At 73.9% G+C, this 16990-nt stretch carries 10 protein-coding genes and 1 tRNA gene; 7 read left to right on the top strand and 4 right to left on the bottom strand.

Going from position 1 to position 16990, the window contains the following annotated elements; genetic code table 11:
• Positions 1 to 77 precede the first annotated feature (77 nt).
• From ACPPVO_RS16130 to ACPPVO_RS16120, 3 genes are all read left to right on the top strand, one after another.
• Entirely contained in the window at positions 78 to 2768 is a 2691-nt protein-coding gene (locus ACPPVO_RS16130) for an AAA family ATPase (RefSeq protein ID WP_426512014.1), read from the top strand.
• A 155-nt stretch (positions 2769 to 2923) separates the two neighbouring features.
• Positions 2924 to 3721 (top strand): alpha/beta hydrolase, encoded by a 798-nt coding sequence (locus tag ACPPVO_RS16125; RefSeq protein ID WP_426512013.1) that lies wholly within the window; start codon positions 2924 to 2926, stop codon positions 3719 to 3721.
• Between the two features lie 5 nt (positions 3722 to 3726).
• Positions 3727 to 4515 (top strand): oxidoreductase, encoded by a 789-nt coding sequence (locus ACPPVO_RS16120; protein WP_426512012.1) that lies wholly within the window; start codon positions 3727 to 3729, stop codon positions 4513 to 4515.
• A 6-nt stretch (positions 4516 to 4521) separates the two neighbouring features.
• Here ACPPVO_RS16120 and ACPPVO_RS16115 read toward each other — a convergent pair whose 3' ends face one another.
• The gene (locus ACPPVO_RS16115; RefSeq protein WP_426512011.1) at positions 4522 to 7944 is read right to left on the bottom strand and encodes an ATP-binding cassette domain-containing protein; all 3423 of its coding nucleotides are present in this window, start codon (positions 7942 to 7944) and stop codon (positions 4522 to 4524) included.
• 20 nt (positions 7945 to 7964) lie between these two features.
• On the bottom strand, positions 7965 to 11105 hold the full coding sequence (locus ACPPVO_RS16110) for a BTAD domain-containing putative transcriptional regulator (protein ID WP_426512010.1): 3141 nt from the start codon (positions 11103 to 11105) through the stop codon (positions 7965 to 7967).
• Positions 11106 to 11165: 60 nt separating this feature from the next.
• Here ACPPVO_RS16110 and ACPPVO_RS16105 point away from each other — a divergent pair, with 60 nt between their 5' ends.
• Both ACPPVO_RS16105 and ACPPVO_RS16100 read left to right on the top strand, forming a co-directional pair.
• Positions 11166 to 11708 carry a GNAT family N-acetyltransferase gene (locus ACPPVO_RS16105; protein ID WP_426512009.1) on the top strand — a complete coding sequence of 181 codons (543 nt, stop codon included), beginning with the start codon at positions 11166 to 11168 and terminating at the stop codon, positions 11706 to 11708.
• 37 nt (positions 11709 to 11745) lie between these two features.
• Positions 11746 to 12558, top strand: a complete 813-nt coding sequence (locus ACPPVO_RS16100; protein ID WP_426512008.1) for an alpha/beta fold hydrolase — start codon at positions 11746 to 11748, stop codon at positions 12556 to 12558.
• 45 nt (positions 12559 to 12603) lie between these two features.
• On the opposite strand, the gene ACPPVO_RS16095 is transcribed toward ACPPVO_RS16100, so the two are convergent.
• Both ACPPVO_RS16095 and ACPPVO_RS16090 read right to left on the bottom strand, forming a co-directional pair.
• A complete protein-coding gene (locus tag ACPPVO_RS16095; protein ID WP_426512007.1) occupies positions 12604 to 14376 on the bottom strand; it encodes a discoidin domain-containing protein in 1773 nt (590 codons plus the stop codon).
• 239 nt (positions 14377 to 14615) lie between these two features.
• Entirely contained in the window at positions 14616 to 15401 is a 786-nt protein-coding gene (locus ACPPVO_RS16090; RefSeq protein ID WP_426512006.1) for an alpha/beta fold hydrolase, read from the bottom strand.
• 30 nt (positions 15402 to 15431) lie between these two features.
• Between ACPPVO_RS16090 and ACPPVO_RS16085 the strand changes: the two genes are divergently transcribed.
• Positions 15432 to 15527 (top strand) — tRNA-Sec (locus tag ACPPVO_RS16085).
• An 861-nt stretch (positions 15528 to 16388) separates the two neighbouring features.
• Positions 16389 to 16835, top strand: a complete 447-nt coding sequence (locus tag ACPPVO_RS16080; protein WP_426512005.1) for a hypothetical protein — start codon at positions 16389 to 16391, stop codon at positions 16833 to 16835.
• The last annotated feature ends 155 nt before the right edge of the window (positions 16836 to 16990 follow it).

Below are 16990 nucleotides of genomic sequence, written 5' to 3'. Positions count from 1 at the left end.
CCGACTCGCCGGCCGGCATCAGGCCGATTCCGGGAGCCTCGTGCGCCGGAACCGGGGTCACCGTGGATCATGTCCTCATGTCGCTTGTCGGTCGTGGGGCGGAGCTGCGCTCGCTCGGCCGCCTGCTCGGACGCGCGCGCGACGGCGGGGGCGCGGCCGTGGTGCGCGGTGAGGCCGGCATCGGGAAGTCGGCGCTGCTCGCCGCGGCGGTGCGCGCGGCCGGCGAGCAGAACCTGCGCGTGCTCGCGACGACCGGGCTGCAGAGCGAGGCGCAGATCGCGTTCGCGGGGCTGTACCAGCTGCTGCGCCCCGTCCTCGAACAGGTCGAGCGCCTCCCCCGGCCGCAGCGCGACGCGGTGCTCGCGGCGTTCGGGCGCGGCGACGCGGCCGTCCCCGACCTGTTCCTGGTCGCGCTGGCCACGCTCGGCCTGCTCGGCGAGGCCGCGGCCGCCATGGGGGCGCCGGTCCTGGTCGTCGTCGAGGACGCGCAGTGGCTCGACCGGGCCAGCGCCGACGTGCTGGTGTTCGTCGCGCGGCGGCTGGAGTACGAGCCGGTCGTGCTGGTGGCGGCGCTGCGCGACGGGTTCGACGGGCCGTTCGCGGACAGCGGGCTGCCCGAGATCCTGTTGCCCCGGCTCGAACCCGCCGCCGCGGAGCAGGTGCTCGACGCGCGGGCGCCCGGACTGCCCGGCGCGGTACGGCAGCGGGTCCTGCACGAGGCCGCCGGCAACCCGCTCGCGCTCGTCGAGCTGCCCGCCGTGCTCGACGCCGGGGACGCCGGGGCGCCGACGGCGGTGCTGCCGCTCACCGCGCGGCTGGAGCGGGCGTTCGCGGCCCGGGTGTCGGGCCTGCCCCCGGCCACGCGGGCGGTGCTGCTCACGGCCGCGCTCAACGACGGCGAGGCGCTGCCGGAGGCGCTGGCCGCGGCGAGCCTGGCCACGGGGGGCCCGTGCACCGCCGACGACCTGACGCCGGCGATCGCGGCGCGGCTGGTCGAGGTCGACGCCGACGGCGCGCGGCTGCGGTTCGTCCACCCGCTCATCCGCTCGGCGATCCACCAGGGGGCGGGGCTCGGGCCGCGGCACCGCACGCACGCCGCGCTCGCCCGGGTCATCCCCGACGACGACCGCCGGGTCTGGCACCGGGCCGCGTCCACCGCGGGCCCGGACGACGAGATCGCGGCGGAGCTGGACGCGGCGGCGGTGCGGGCCCAGCGCCGGGGCGGTGTCGCGGCCGGGGTCGCCGCCCTCGAGCGCGCGGCCGCGCTGAGCCGCGACCCGGGCGTGCGCGGCGAGCGGCTGCTGCGCGCGGCGGAGCAGGCGTTCGAGCTGGGGCGGCGCGACGCGGTCGTGCGGCTGCTGGGCGCGGCCGACCGGCTGGAGCTCTCGGAGCGGCAGCGCTGGCGGACGGCGTGGATCCGCGACAGTTTCGACGACGGCGTGCTCGGCCGGGCGCAGGCGGCGTGGTCGCTGGCCCAGGTGGCCGAGCGGGCGGCGGCCGAGGACCCGGATCTGGCGCTGAACCTGCTGTACGGGGCGGCGTTGCGGTGCTGGTGGACCGAGCCGGGGGCCGAGGCCCGGGCGAGCGTGATCCGGGCGGCCGGGAAGACGGCGGTGGCCGAGGACGACCCGCGGCGGCTGGTCGTCCTCGCGTACACCGCCCCGGTCGACTGCGGCGAGGTCGTGCTGGAGCGGCTGCGGCGCCCGGGCCTCGCCGGCGACGCCCGGGCCGCCCGGATGTCGGGCAACGCGGCCATGGCGGTCGGCGCGTTCGACCTCGCGGCCGGGTTCTACTCCGGCGCGCTGGCCGACCTGCGGGCGCAGGGGCGGCTGGGGCTGCTCGCCCGGGCCCTCGCGCTGCAGGCGTGGACGTCGGCCCAGCTCGTCGACCTCAACGTCGCCATGCCGGCCGCCGATGAGGCGTTCCGGCTGGCCCGGGACACGTCGCAGCCGATCATCGCCGCGACGGCCCGGGCCGCCCAGGCCATCGTGGCCGCGCTGCGCGGCGACGAGGACGCGGCCGGCCGGTTCGCGGCGGAGGCGGAGCGGGCGAGCCTGGCCGGCGGGGCCCGGGCGGTGCTGGCGGCCGTGCAGCACGCCCGGGGGCTGGCCGCGCTCGGCGCCGGGCGGCACGGGGACGCGCTCGCCGACCTGCGGCGCATCTACGATCCGGCCGATCTGGCGTACCACGGCGGGTACCGCTGCTTCGCCGTCGGCGACGTCGTGGAGGCGGCGGTGCGGGGCGGGCAACCGGAGGCCGTCGCCGGCCTGGTCGCGCAGATGTCGGCGGTCGCGGGGCGGACGCCGTCGCCGGCGCTGCACATCGGTCTGCGCCACGCGCGGGCGCTGCTGGGCGGCGACCACGCCAACCTGGAGGCCGACCTGAGCGCGTGGCCCTTCGCCCGGGCGCGGGCCCAGCTCGTCCGCGGCGAATGGCTGCGGCGGCAGCGGCGGGCGGCCGAGTCGCGGGCGCACCTGCGCGCGGCCCGCGACACGTTCGACGCGCTGGGCACCATCCCGTGGGGCGACCGGGCCCGGGCCGAGCTGCGCGCCGCGGGCGAGACCAGCCGCCGCCGCGCGCCCGACGCCCGCGACCGGCTCACGCCGCAGGAGCTGCAGATCGCGCAGCTGGCGGCCGAGGGGCTGACCAACCGCGAGATCGGCGAGCGGCTGTACCTGTCCCACCGCACCATCGGCTCCCACCTGCACCGGATCTTCCCGAAGCTGGGCGTCACCTCGCGCGCGCAGCTGCGTGACGAGGTCGTGTGACACAACCCCGAAGCCGGGCGTCACGTCGCGCGCCCAGCTGCGTGACGCAGTCGTGTGACACAACCCCGGAGCCGGGCGTCACCTCGCGCGCCCAGCTGCGTGATGCAGTCGTGTGACGCAAGCGGGGCCGGGCCGCGGCGCCGTAGGGTCGGTCCATGACTTCCAGCACGCCTGTCCTGTTCATCCACGGTCTGTGGCTGCACGCCACCTCCTGGGCCCCCTGGTCCGAGCTCTTCACGGCTGCCGGCTACGAGACCGCGGCGCCGGGCTGGCCCGGTGAGCCCGGGACCGTCGAGCTGGCCCGCGCCGACCCGGACGCCGTCGCCGGCCACGGCATCGACGACGTCGTCGACCACTACGCGAAGATCATCGACGGGCTGGGCGCGAAGCCGATCCTCGTCGGGCACTCGTTCGGCGGGATGATCGCCCAGAAGCTGCTCGGCCAGGACCGCGCCGCGGCCGCGGTGGCCATCGACGCCGCGCAGATCAAGGGCGTGCTGCCGCTGCCCCTGTCGTCGCTGCGGGCGACCTTCCCGGTGTTCAAGAACCCGGCCAACCGCAACCGGGCCGTGTCCCTCACCGCCGAGCAGTTCCGCTACGCCTTCGGCAACGCGGTAAGCGAGCAGGAGTCCGACGAGCTCTTCGAGCGGTGGGCGATCCCGGCGCCCGGCAAGCCGCTGTTCGAGGCGGCCGCGGCCAACTTCGACCCGCACTCGCCGGCCAAGGTCGACACGGCCAACGAGCTGCGCGGCCCGCTACTGCTGATCATGGGCGGGCGCGACCACACCGTGCCCGAGGCGGTCACCAAGGCGACGCTGAAGCAGTACCGGCACTCGGACGCGGTCACCGAAATCCACGAGTTCGCCGACCGGGCGCACTCGCTGACCATCGACCACGGCTGGCGCGAGGTCGCCGACGTCACCCTGGCCTGGCTCGCCCGGCACGGCCTGTAGACGTCATGGATCTGCATCTGACGGGCAAGGTCGCGGTCGTCACCGGGGCGAGCAAGGGCATCGGGCTCGCGATCGCCCGCGCCCTCACCGCCGAGGGCGCCACGGTCGTCGCCGGCGCGCGCAGCCTCACCACCGAACTGTCGGACCTGGCCGCCGGGGCCGCGGTCGAGCCGGTCGCGGTCGACCTCGGCACGCCCGACGGCCCGGGGCGGCTCGTCGCGGCGGCGGTCGCCGCGCACGGTGGCCTCGACATCCTGGTCAACAACGTGGGTGCGGTACGGCCGCGCCCGGGCGGCTTCGCCTCCGTCACCGACGACGACTGGCTCGCCACCCTGACCATCAACTTCCTGGCCGCCGTGCGCACCACCCGGGCCGCGCTGCCGCACCTGATCGAGCGCGGCGGCGGGGCGGTCGTGACCGTCAACTCGGTCAACGCGCGGCTGCCCGACCCGCTCGTGATCGACTACAGCGCGGCCAAGGCGGCCCTGGGCAACTTCTCCAAGGCGCTGTCCAAGGAGGTGGCGCCGCACGGCATCCGCGTGAACACGGTCAGCCCGGGCCCGGTGAGCACCGGGCTGTGGCTCGGCGCCGAGGGCGTCGCGGTGACCGTGGCCGCGGCGGCCGGGGCCACGCCCGAGGACGTGGCCCGCGGGGCCGCCGCCGGCTCGGCGACCGGGCGGTTCACCGAGCCGGGCGAGGTCGCCGACCTCGTCGTCCTCCTCGCCTCCGGGCGGGCCGGCAACGTCACCGGGGCCGACTTCGCCATCGACGGGGGCCTGATCCAGACCCTCTGACCCGCATCAGCCGGCCAGGTGACCCCAGTCCGGCTCGAGCTCGCGCCACGTGCCCTGGGCCGCCGCGGTGCCGTCCTTCAGGACGACGACGCGGTCGGCCTGGGTCAGGGCGGCCCGCTTCGACGTCGAGCCGATCACCGTCACGCCGTGCTCGCGCAGGGCCTGCCACAGCGCCAGCTCGGTCGTCACGTCCAGCGCCGAGGACACGTCGTCGGCGATGAGCAGCTCCGTGCGCGGGGCCAGGGCGCGGGCCAGGGCCAGGCGCTGCAGCTGCCCGCCGGACAGGCGGGTGCCCTTGTGCCCGATGAGCAGGCCGAGGCCCGCCCCGGCGGCGGTCAGGTCGTGCTCCAGCTGCGCGGTCGAAACGGCGCTTGTCGCGTCGACCTCGTGGCCCAGGGCGATGTTGTCGGCGACGGTACCGGAGAGCACGCGCGGCAGCTGCGCGACGTACCCGATCTGGTTGGGCCGCAGGAACATCTCCGGCTCGGTCACGGGCTCGCCGTTCCAGCGCAGCTTCCCCGTGTGGTGCACGATCCCGGCCAGGGCCCGCAGCAGCGACGACTTGCCGGAGCCGACCGGGCCGACGACGAGCACGAGCTCGCCGCGCTCGACGGACAGGTCGAGGTCGCGCACGGCCACGGTGCCGTCCTCGTGCACGGCCGCGAACCCGTCCAGCTCCAGCCGCCGCAGCGGATGGCGCGGGGCGGTCGGCGGCGCCGGGGCGGTGCCCGCGGACAGGTCCACGCCCGGGACGGCCGCCGCGTACTCCCCGTTGCCCACCATCTCGACGGTCCGCCGCGTCCACACCCGCGCCGAGGGCAGCTGCGAGATCAGCGAGGCCGTCGTCCAGGCGAACCAGCGGGCCGAGCCCAGCGTCGACACCGCCACGAGGGTGGCGCCGGCGGTCAGGCGGCCGGACAGCAGCAGCGCCCAGGCCCCGATCGGCAGCAGGCCGCTGGCCAGCGCCGGAGTGGAGCGGGCCCACACGCTCACCGCGATCTCCTGCCGGACCCGGGCACTGCGGACGCGGTCGAGCTTCGCCAGGTGCGCGAGCACCGGGACGGTGGCGCCGGCCAGCTTCACGGTACGGGCGGCGGACAGCGACGACACGAGAGCCGTGGCGAACGCGGCCCGCGCCGTGACCGTGCGCTGCGCCGAGCGCTTCAGCACCGGGCCGAACAGCGTCGCGGTGAGGCCCGAGAGCACGATCGTCGCGGCCATGAACGCGGCCGGGACGAACGAGCCCGCCACGACCGTCATCGACACCAGGACCCACAGGCAGATCCACTGGTCGACGAGGTTGTCGGCGAGCATGACCACCCGCTCGGTGTCGCCGCCCTGGGCGACGACCTCGGCCGGGGTGTGCTTGCTGACGCGGCGGGCGCCGGTCTGGCCGTGCACGAGCCGGAGGCTGATGCGCAGCAGCTGGCGGACCCACCACTCCGGGAACCACTTGCCGGTGTAGTACGGCAGCGCCATCGGCAGCAGCAGCGCCGCCGTGATGCCGAGCGCCGGCCACAGCGTGCCGCCGGCCCCGTCGACGAGGTCGGCCCACAGCCACGGCAGCACGGAGCCGTCGAGGCCGGCGAGCGTCATGAGCCCGAACATGGCCACGGCGACGAGGCCGTACCGCCAGTCGTTGGTGGCCAGCTTGAAGATGTTCCACATCGTGCGGGCCGCCGGCAGCTTCGGCAGCGGTGGCGGGTCGGCCTTGACCGCGGCGGTGGAGACGACCGGCGCGGCGGCCGGGCCCGGCACCGGCACCGGCGCCGCGGACGAGGCCGCCAGCAGCGCGGCGAAGCGCGCCGAGGAGGCGAGCGGGCCGGCCTCCACCACGGCACCGTCGGCGAGGACCACGACCTCGTCGCACTGCTGTACCGACGAGAGCCGGTGCGCCACGATGACGCCGATGCGCCCGTCGAGCAGCCGCGCCGTGGCCCGCTGCACCTGGGCCTCGGTCACCGGGTCGAGCCGCGCGGTCGCCTCGTCGAGGATGACCACCTGCGGGTCGCGCACCACGATGCGGGCGAACGCGACGAGCTGCTCCTGCCCGGCCGAGAGCACGTGCCCGCCGTCGCCGAGGCGGGTGTCGAGCCCGTCGGGCAGCTCGGCGACCCAGCCGGCCAGGCCGAGCTCGTCGATCGCCCGCGCGGCCGAGCCGAGCAGCCCGGGGTCGAACAGCGCGATGTTCTCGGCGAGCGTGCCGGCGAGGATCTCCGTGCGCTGCGGTACCACGGCGATCCACCGGCGCAGCTCCTCCACGTCGAGGTCGAGCAGGTCGGTGCCGCCCAGGAACACCGTGCCGCGGGGGATGTCCACGGCGCGTGTGAGGACCTTGGCCAGCGTCGACTTGCCGGAGCCGGTGCGCCCGATCAGGGCATAGGAACGGCCCCGGGCGAACGTGAGGCTCACGCCGCGCAGGGCCGGTTTGCGGGAGGTCTCGGAGTACCGGAAGGTCAGGTCGCGCACCTCGAGGTCTCCGGCCGCGGGCGTTCGTCCGCCCACGGGCTCCTGTCTGGCGTCGCGCAGGAGTTGTATCCGGGCCCAGGCGCCGAGCGCGTACTGCAGGTCGGGCACCATCCGGCTGGTGTGCTCGACTGTCGCGCCGAAGCCCAGCGCCAGCAGCCAGACCGCGCTGAGCCGGGCCACGTCGATGCGGCCGGTCGCGAGGGCCCACACGCCGCCGAGCACGATGAGCGCGATGGTGAACCGCACGAAGGCGGAGGCGACGGAGGTCACGGCGGCCGAGCGGACCCAGACCTTGCGGCCGCGCTCGAGCACGACGGCGGCCCGGCGCGCGTAGAGGCGCAGCACGTAGGGGCGGGCGAGCGAGGTGCGCACGTCGTCCTGGCCGTGGATGCTCTCCTCCATGACCGCGGCGAGGTCGCTCCAGGCCTCCTCCTCGCCCATCCGGCTGGCGACGATCTTCGCGGCCGGCTTGCGCAGCCCGAGCGTGAGCGCGACGGCGATGACGATCATCGCGATGCCGGCCGGCCACCACACGAACAGCGTCGTCGCGACCGACAGCACCGTGTAGCAGGCCGACTGGGCGATGCGCACGCCGGCGTTGCGCATCTCGGAGGCGACCTGGTAGACGTCGTTGTCGATGCGGTCGAGCAGCTCGCCGACCGGGGTGGTCTCCAGGGTCGGCAGGTCCTGGCCGAACGCGACCCGGCACAGGCGCCGGCGCACGTCGGCACACCAGTCGGCGGTGAGCCGGGCCATGATGAGCCCGACGCCGAGGTCGGTGAGCACGGCCGCGACCAGGGCGGCCGCGAGCACGCCGAACATCACCCAAGATCGATGGATGAGCACGGCTCCGCCGACCGCGGACGCGGCGGCCTGCCCGGCGGCGCCGAGCACGACGAGGAAGGCCACGACCGCGGTTCTTCGCGGTGACGTGGCCCAGAGATCACGGATCAGACGCATGGTGGCGGGGCCCCCCGGGGTTACTTGCTGCGGTGCCTCCAGCCTGCCTCGGGAGCCGGGGGCGGCTCAACGCATTTACGGGCGGCGAAGTAGTCGAGCACGTTGTCGAGGGTGGCGCCGCGGCCCTGCTCGACCGCGCTCCGCACGGCCTCGGCGCCGAGCCCGGCGCAGGCCCGGGTGTACACGTCAGTGGTCCACGGCCGCGTCGCGTCGGGCCCGCCGCGGATCGTCTCGGCCGCGGTGAGCAGCGTCACCGCGCGGGCCGCGGCGCCGCCCAGCAGCGCGGCCTCGGCGGCGTCCTCGACCACGGTGGCGACGGCGAGCGCGTCGAACGCGGCGCGGCCGTGCCCGACGGCGACCCGGATCGCGTCGTCGGCCGCGGCGTGCTCGCCGTCGTGGGCGAGCAGCACCGCGCGGCCGGAGTGCAGCACGGCGAGCATCTGCGGCGAGACCCGGTTGTCGCCGACGAGCGCGAGCGCGCGGCCGAAGCGGGTGCGGGCCTCGTCGAGGCGGCCGAGGCGCAGGGCCAGGTAGGCGTCGATGAACTCGACGAAGGCGATGCTGTCGGGCACCCCCGAGCGCTCGGCGGTCCGGCGGGCCTCGGCGAGCGTCGCCTCCGCCCGGGCGTCGTCGCCGATGAGGTAGTACTGCTGCGCCAGCCGCACCTCCGTGATCGGCCGGTCCTCGGTGGACCCGAGCAGGCGCAGGTAGGTCAGGGCCTCCTCGTAGTGCGCGATCGCCTCGCGGTACCGGCCCTCCTGGCCCTCGGCCTCGGCGAGGGCGGCGAGCGCGAACGACATGCCCCACCGCTCGCCGATGCCCTGGAACGCGGCCAGCGACGCCTCGAACGCGGCGCGCGACTCGGTCGTGCGGGCGCCGGTGTTGAGCATCGTGTGGCCGACGAGCAGCCGGCCGAGCCCGGCGATCCACGGGTCGGGGTCGTCGGACAGGGCGGCGATCCGCTCCAGCACGGCGCCGACCGGGCCCTCGCGGTAGAGGCCGGCGACCGCCTGGAAGAGCCGGAACAGCGGATGGTCGCCCTGGTACCGCACCGCCTCGGCGAACCATTCGTCGAGCATCTCCACGTCGCCGAGCCCGTCGAACCCGTTGACCGCGGCCACCCCGCAGGCCATGGCCCGAGCGTCGGGGTCGGACGGGCCGGGCATCGACAGCGCCGCCGAGGCCAGGGCCGCGCCCTCGACCCGGTGGCCGCCGAGCCACCAGTACCAGCCGACGACCGCGACGAGCCGCACCGCGAGGTCGCTGTCCCCGGCCGCGATCGCCCGCCGCAGCGCCCCGTGCAGGTTGTCGTGCTCGGCGCCGAGCTCGGCGAGCGCCTCGAGCTGGCGGGTGCCGCGCAGGTGCGGCTCGAGCCGCCCGGCCAGGTCGAGGAACCAGGCGCCGTGCCGGCGGCGCAGCTCGTCGGTCTCGCCGGCCTCGTCCAGGCGTTCCAGGCCGTAGGCGCGGATCGTCTCCAGCATGCGGTACCGCAGGTCGTCCCCGGCGATCAGCAGCGACTTCTCGGCCAGGGTGGTGAGCAGCTCGTCCGGGTCGCCGAGGCGCCCGTCCGGGTCGCAGACGGCGGCCGCGGCCGTCACCGTCGCGCCGCCGGAGAAGATCGCCAGGCGCCGCAGCATCGCGCGCTCGGGCCCGGCCAGCAGGTCCCAGCTCCAGTCGACCACCGCGCGCAGGGTCTGGTGGCGGGGCCGGGCGGTGCGGCTGCCCCGGGTGAGCAGCCGGAACCGGTCGTCGAGCCGGTCGGCGATGTGCGCCGGGGTGAGCGAGCGGCAGCGGGCCGCGGCGAGCTCGATCGCCAGCGGCATCCCGTCGAGGGCGCGGCAGATGCGCGCGACCGCCTCCGGGTCCGGGGCGAGCCCGGGGCGTACCGCCGCCGCCCGGTCGGCGAACAGGCGCGCCGCCGAGTCCTCCCCGAGCGGCTCCACGCCGTAGAGCGTCTCGCCGGTGATCCCGAGCGGCTCGCGGCTGGTGGCCAGGATGCGCAGGTGCGGGCACTCCCCCAGCAGCCGCTCGGCGAGCTCGGCGGCGGCCGCCACGACGTGCTCGCAGTTGTCGAGGATCAGCAGCAGGCGCCGGTGGGCCAGGGCGCCGGCCAGGCGGCGGGGGGCGTCGTCGGCGTCGACGCGGCGGCCGCCGGTGGTGGGCTTGCCGGCCGGGTCGCGCAGGCCCAGCGCGCCCCAGACGGCCTGGATGACGTCGCCCGGGTCGGTGACCGGGGCCAGCTCGACCAGCCAGACGCCGTCCGGGGCGGCCCCGGCCAGGGTGCGGCCGGTCTCCACGGACAGCCGCGTCTTGCCGGCGCCCCCGGGCCCGATGAGCGTGACGAGCCGCCCGCCGCTGACGAGGCGGCCGACATCGGCGACGTCCGCGTCGCGGCCGACGAAGCTGGTGAGCCCCGCGCGCAGATTGCCCTCGGCGGGCTCCTTCTCCTGACCCCGCAAAATCTGCAGGTGTACCGCAAGCAGCCCCGCCGACGGATCGGCGCCCAGTTCCTCGGCCAGGCCGGCCCGGCACCGCTCGAATGCGGCGAGCGCCTCGGCCCCGCGCCCGGCGTCGGCGAGCGCGCGCATGAGCAGCCCGACGAGCCGCTCCCGCCGGGGGTGGGCGGCCACGAGCGCCTCGAGCTCGGCGACGACCCGCTCCCCGATGCCGAGCTCGGCCTCGAGCCGGTCCTCGACCGCGGCGAAGCGCAGCTCGTCGAGGCGGGCCCGCCACGGCCGGGCGAACGCGGCGTCGCCGGCGTCGGCGAGCGCCGGCCCGCGCCACAGCGCCTCGGCCCGCCGGAACAGCGCGACGGCCGCGGCCGGCTCGGCGGCGGCCCGGGCCCGCTCGACGAGCGCCTCGAAGCGCAGGTGGTCGACGTCCTCCGGCTCGACGTCGAGGAGGTACCCGGTCGGCCGCGCCTGCAACACCCCGTCGGGCAGCACCCGGCGCAGCCGCGACACCAGCGACTGCAGCGCGTTGCCGGCCCCGTTCGGCGGATTCTCGCCCCACAGGTCGTCGGTCAGCCGCGTGGCGGTGACGACGCGCCCGGGCTCGAGCGCGAGCAGCGTGACCAGCACGCGCAGCCGCGACCCGCCGACCTCGACGGCCGCCCCGTCCCCGGCGTGCACCTCGAGTGGCCCGAGCAGCCCGATCCGCACCCTGCCGATTGTCTCTCCCCGTCCGTTCGCGTGCGCCGGCCGTGGTCTAGGGTGCCGGGCGTGGCCCTGCAGCCGATCCACACGGAGCGGCTCGTGCTCCGCGAGCCTACCGTCGCCGACGCCGGCGACGTGCTCGTGTTCCGCGGCGACCCCGAGGTGCAGCGGTTCAACGACGAGCCCCTGCGCACGGTCGCGGAGACCGAGGCGTTCCTGGAGTACCTGCTCGCCGAGGCCGCCGCCGACCTGCGCCGGCACTGGGCGCTGGAGCTGGGCGGGCGGGTCGTCGGGCTCATGGGGCTGCACAGCTGGCAGCGCGGGCACCGGCGGGCCGAGCTCGGCTACGACCTGGCACGGGCGCACTGGGGGCAGGGGTACGCGGCCGAGGCGGCCCGCGCGGTCCTGGCGTTCGGCTTCACGGCGATGCGGCTGCACCGGGTGCAGGCGCAGACGATCGCGGTCAACCACCGTTCGGTCCGGCTGCTGACGTCGCTCGGCTTCACCCACGAGGGGACGCTGCGGCAGTACTCGCTGGAGGACGACGGCGCCTTCCGGGACAGCGCGCTCTTCGGCCTGCTGCGCTCCGAGTGGACGCCAGCGGTCTGACAGGGCTCTGTCAGCGCCCCGGCCCAGACTGCCCCGTATGACCGACTCGAGTGCCGCCGTCTCCGCCGACGGTACGGCGATCAGCTACCGCAGCACCGGCGACGGACCCGGGCTCGTGGTGGTGCCCGGCAACAACCGCCGTGCCCACCACTACGACGCGTTCGTGCGGGCCCTGCCCCGGTACCGCACCCACGCGATCGACCGCCGCGGCCGCGGCGCGAGCGGCCCTCAGGGTGCCGCGTACTCGATCGAGCGCGAGGCCGAGGACGTGCTCGCGGTGGCCGCCGCGACCGGCTCCGAGCTGGTGTTCGGGCACAGTTTCGGCGGGCTGGTCGCCCTGCACGCGGCGCTGCGGCGGCGGTTCACGGGCCTGGCCGTCTACGAGCCGGGCGTGAGTCTCGACGGCTCGTTCGACCTCACGTGGGTGCCGGAGTTCGGCCGGCTGGTCGCGGCCGGGCGCCACCACACGGCGATGGCCACCTTCACCAAGCGCACCGGGCTGCTGCCGATCCCCGCCGTCCCGATGGCGGTGCACTACGCCCTGGCGTTCCTGCTGCTGCGCGGCCGGGACGGCGCCGAGACGCTCGCGATGATGCCGACGTCCCCGGCCGAACTCGGCGAGATCGCCCGGCTGGACTCCGACGGCTCCCGCTACGCCGCCGTCGAGACCCCGGCGCTGCTGCTCGCCGGTTCGAAGACGGTGCCGTATCTGCTCGAGGTGGTGCCGCGGCTGGCGGGGATCATGCCGGCGGCGCGGCACGAGATCCTGCCCGGCGCCGACCACAACGCGCCCGACCTGAACTCCCCGGAGCTCGTGGCCCGGCACGTGGACGCGTTCTTCACGCGGTGATCGTCGGGGCACCGGGAGTACACCTCCCGATGCCCCTTTCTCCGATCAGCTGCCGAAGACCTGGAACTCCCAGAGGGAGTAGCCGTAGGCCGTCGCGCGCTGGGTGCCGTTCATGCGCACATAGCGCCCCGCGCCGGACACGTTGAGCGACTGGTTGCCGCCGGTGCCGGTCGTGGTGCTGTAGACGTCCGTCCAGGTGGTGCCGTCGTTGGACGTCTGGATCTGGAAGGCCTTGGCGTAGGCGGCCTCCCAGTTCAGGTTCACCTTGCTGATCGTGTGGGTGGCGCCGAGGTCGACGCGCAGCCACTGCGGGTCGCTGAACGCGCTCGACCAGCGGGTTCCGGTGTTGCCGTCGGTGGCGTTGGCCGCCGCGCTGGCGGCGTTCTCCGTCGACGACGCGGTGGTCGCCTTGCCCTGGGACAGCAGCGTGCCGCCGCCCGTGCCGCCGCCGGGGGTGCCGGTCAGGCCGAACTCGTACAGCGAGTACCCGTAGGCGGTGGCGCGCTGGGTGCCGTACACCCGGACGTAGCGCCCCGAACCGGAGACGTTCAGGGTCTGGTTCCCGCCGGTGCCCGTGGTGGTGCTGTAGATGCTCGTCCAGTTGGTGCCGTCGTTGGACGTCTGGACCTGGAACGCCTTGGCGTAGGCGGCCTCCCAGTTCAGGTTGACGCTCGTGAGGTTGTACGACTGGCCGAGGTCGACCTGGAGCCACTGCGGGTCGCTGAACGCGCTGGACCAGCGGGTGCCGGCGTTGCCGTCGGTGGCCGCGGACGCGGGGGTGCCGGCGTTCTCGCTCGAGGAGGCCGTGGTCGGCTTGCCCTGGGCGATGTTGGTACCGGCCGGGGGCGGGCTGGTGGTGCCGCCGCCCTTCTTGTTGTAGACGGCGACCCAGTCGATGTTCATCTGCCCGCCGGAGATGGTGGCCGCGTTGGGGCCACCGCCGAACGCGTCGGGGAAGCCGCCGCCCATCGCCAGGTCGTAGATGATGAAGAACGGGTGGTGCACGGCGTTGTTCCACGTCGTGGCGTCCACGCGGGTGGCCGGCAGCGTGAAGTAGTTCGCGCCGTCGAGGTACCAGCGGATCTCCTCCGGCGACTTGGACCGGTCGATCTCCACGGCGTAGGTGTGGTACCCGGTCTGGCACCCGGCGCACGCGCGCTCGCCGCTGCCGAGGCCGGTCGACTCGTTGCACGGGCCGCCCGGGTTGGTGCCGCAGTGCAGCGTGCCGAAGACGGAGCTGCGGCCGTTGATGTCCTCGAGGATGTCGACCTCGCCGCTGGTCGGCCACGTCGTGCCGGTACGCAGCGTCGAGCCGAGCATCCAGAACGCGGGCCAGTAACCGGCGCCGTTGGCGGTCGTGACGTTCGGCTGCTGGATCGAGGACTCCATGCGCACCACGTCACCGGCGTCGGCGCCGAAGGTGGCGGCCTGGGTCTCGATACGGCCCGACGTCCAGCCGGCCCGGGGGTCGGTACCGGAGTGCAGGGCCCGCAGCACCAGGTGCCCGCCGCCGTCCTGGAAGACGTTGGCGGTGCTGTTGGTCATGGTCTCGATCTCGCCGGTGCCGAACGTGCTGCCCGGCCCGGTGTCGTACTTCCACGTGCCCGTGTTGACACCGGTGTTGGCGGCACCGTTGAACTCGTCGCTCCAGGTGAGCGTGAAGCCGGGCGGCGGGGCGGGCGCGGCCGCGGCGGCGAGCTGAGCGGCATCGGACGTGCCGGCGTTGAGCACAGCGATGATCCCGACCAGGGCGAGCGTAGCGGCGGCGGTGACACCCGCGGCCCAGCCCTTGATCCGGCGTTGCCTGGGGTAGTGCATGGCTCTCCTATTTGGGGTGCAGGCGGATAGAGAGCGCTCTCTTGAATCGCACGCTACTCCCGCCCTCCCCTGCCGCGTCAAGCCAGGAGAGCGATTTCCCGGATGGGCTGCATTCCTGGCTCGCTACGCTCGCGGTGGGGGAGCTACGCTCCACCCACACCCCCTCAGGACCTTCGCCGGCGCGCCCGGGTTCACAGCGTCAGCACAGTTCGCCGCGCGGGCGGCCCCATCGACGTCGCCTAATGCGACTCGGTCAGGAACTCCTCGATCAGGCCGGGCAGCGACGGCGCCTCGGTGATGTCGTAGTGCGTGCGCCCCGGAATGATCGCCAGCCGCGACGCGACGCGCTTCGACGCGTCCCAGTCCGCGTCGCGCAGCCCGCCCCCGAGCAGCGCGTAGAACTCGGCGATGTGCGCGGGCGGGACCGAGTCGGCGTCGGCGTACACGAGCATCGTCCGCGCCCGGATCCGCGCCGCCTCGGGCGACCAGTCGTAGTCGCGCCGCAGCAGCTCCCCCAGCTTGGTCGCGAGCACCGGCCAGTCCTCGACCCTTGGCGCAACCTTGGCGTAGGCCGCGTACAACGGCGACGCCTTCATGCCTTCGGCCGCTTCGGGCCCGAGCTGCGCCATCCCGGCGAGCACCTCGGGAAACCACCCGGCGCGCCGGACGGGCGTGGAGATCGCGACGAGCCGCCGGACCACGCCGGGGTGCTGGATGGCGACGCGGATGGCGGTGCCGGCCCCGAGGGAGTAACCGACCACGTCCACCGTGTCGAACCCGAGCGCCCCGATCAGCGCGGCGACGTCGTCGGCGCAGGTCTCGTACCGCAGCGGCCGCCCGGCATCGGGGGTGTGCCCGTGCCCTTGGAGCTCGACGGCGACGACCCGGCGCCGCTCGGCGAGGGCGGGCAGGAAGGCCCCGAACATCTCGACGGTCCAGAACCCGCCGTGCAGCAGGACGAGCGGCTCACCGTCGCCGTGCTCCTCGTACCACAGCGAGACCCCGTTCACCTCGGCGTACGTCATGCAACGACCCTAGTGGCTAGGGTGTGGGGCGGAGGCGTATGGGCGGCTGGTGCCCCTCCCGGTCTTCAAAACCGGTGTGGTCCAGGATCTGGGCCAGGCGGGTTCGATTCCCGTCCGTCTCCGCCAACCAGCCCTTTCACCACCGAACCCCCGATGACCTCGCCAAAACGGAGATCATCCGAGGGTCCGGTCCGGCACCGACACTCGTCTCACTCGATCCCATCGGCGCCCGGACACACTCACTGCGCGCGGCAAATCCACGGCAAAGTTTCCTCAGGGCTCCGGATGCTCGTCGTCGTCCACACCCAGGGCGTCACTGATGCGTCGCCGGGCGGCGTTCTCCTGGCCCTCGATGCACTTGGCGTAAACCCTCAGCAGGACCTGGACGCTGTGTCCCGCCCACTCGATAGCTCCCGGTTTGCAACGTCGTAGGCCCAAGCGACGAGCGACATGGATCGACCATAGTCGTAGACGGACCATGTCCGCCTCGCCGGCTCGTCCTTTTATCCAACGTCAAGCCCCCAGCCAGTCCACCCTCGGGAGCTTGACGGATCTAGACTCCTTGCCGATGACTCGGGCGGCCAACAGGAGGCGACCCTTCGTACTCGCTAACCGAGAATTGCACGCCCAGTTGACGGTTCAGCCCGCCGTGTACAGCCTTCAGTGTTTCAGCCCCGATGGCGCGCCAGGCACACTCAGCCAGGCAGGCCAGGTGTCGGGCTCCAGTTGATCCGTTACGGATCAGCTTCACTTGACGGGTGACAGTCGGCCGGATCTCTCCGATTCTGTTGTCACAGTGCGTAACCGGCATGCCCCCTATCGCCGGGGGTGGCGATCCCCAATGCCGGTCAAGACGCTCGGTCAGCGGCATGTGCGTGCGCCCGGAATGAAGCAGTTCACCTTTGGAACGCGAGCTCCTGGTCAGATCAACTAAGCGACATTGACGGAGCCCCTTAGGCTTGAGTGCCTAGAAGTGTGGAGGCGGCCGTGGAAGTTGATCTCAGGGGTAATTATGAGGACCCGCAGGACGTCCGGGATCAGGCAAACCGGATATGGAGCCATGCGCTGCACAACTTTGACGATCTGGTCCAACGGAACAACTTCTTTCTTATCGCCGAGTCGATGATCGTCGTCGCATATTCAGCCATTCTGGCGAGTGGAACTAGCGGATCGGAGCATCCCGGCGTTACACGTGCAGCAGCCGTGATATCGGCGTTCGGCCTAATGCTGACCGCGGTTTGGGCATACGTGTGCCACGTGCAGTGGGTGCAGGTAAAGGTCCTGCGGATCCGCGCCGCGGAAGCTCTCCCGGAGTACAGGACGACGCTCGCGCAAGCGGCTCAAAGCCGCCTGTCTCCAACAGCTCTAATGACGTATGCCGTGCCGGCGCTTGCGGCAGTTATGTGGATCTTGCTTTTTGCCCTCGCGCTGTAGGGCAACAATTTGCATCGACGCTGAAAGGTCGATGATGCCCGCGTGCTGACGGAAGAGTCGAGTGTCTGGCACAGGTGCAGTGACATTCGTTCAATGGCGTGGCCGTGACGAACCACTTGTGACCCTCACGGCCACGCGAGATTCTGGGCAGATAA

Origin of the sequence: Dactylosporangium sp. McL0621 (assembly GCF_049995355.1) — a bacterium.
Taxonomy (GTDB): Bacteria; Actinomycetota; Actinomycetes; order Mycobacteriales; family Micromonosporaceae; genus Dactylosporangium.
This window is presented reverse-complemented; position numbering and strand designations above follow the sequence as displayed.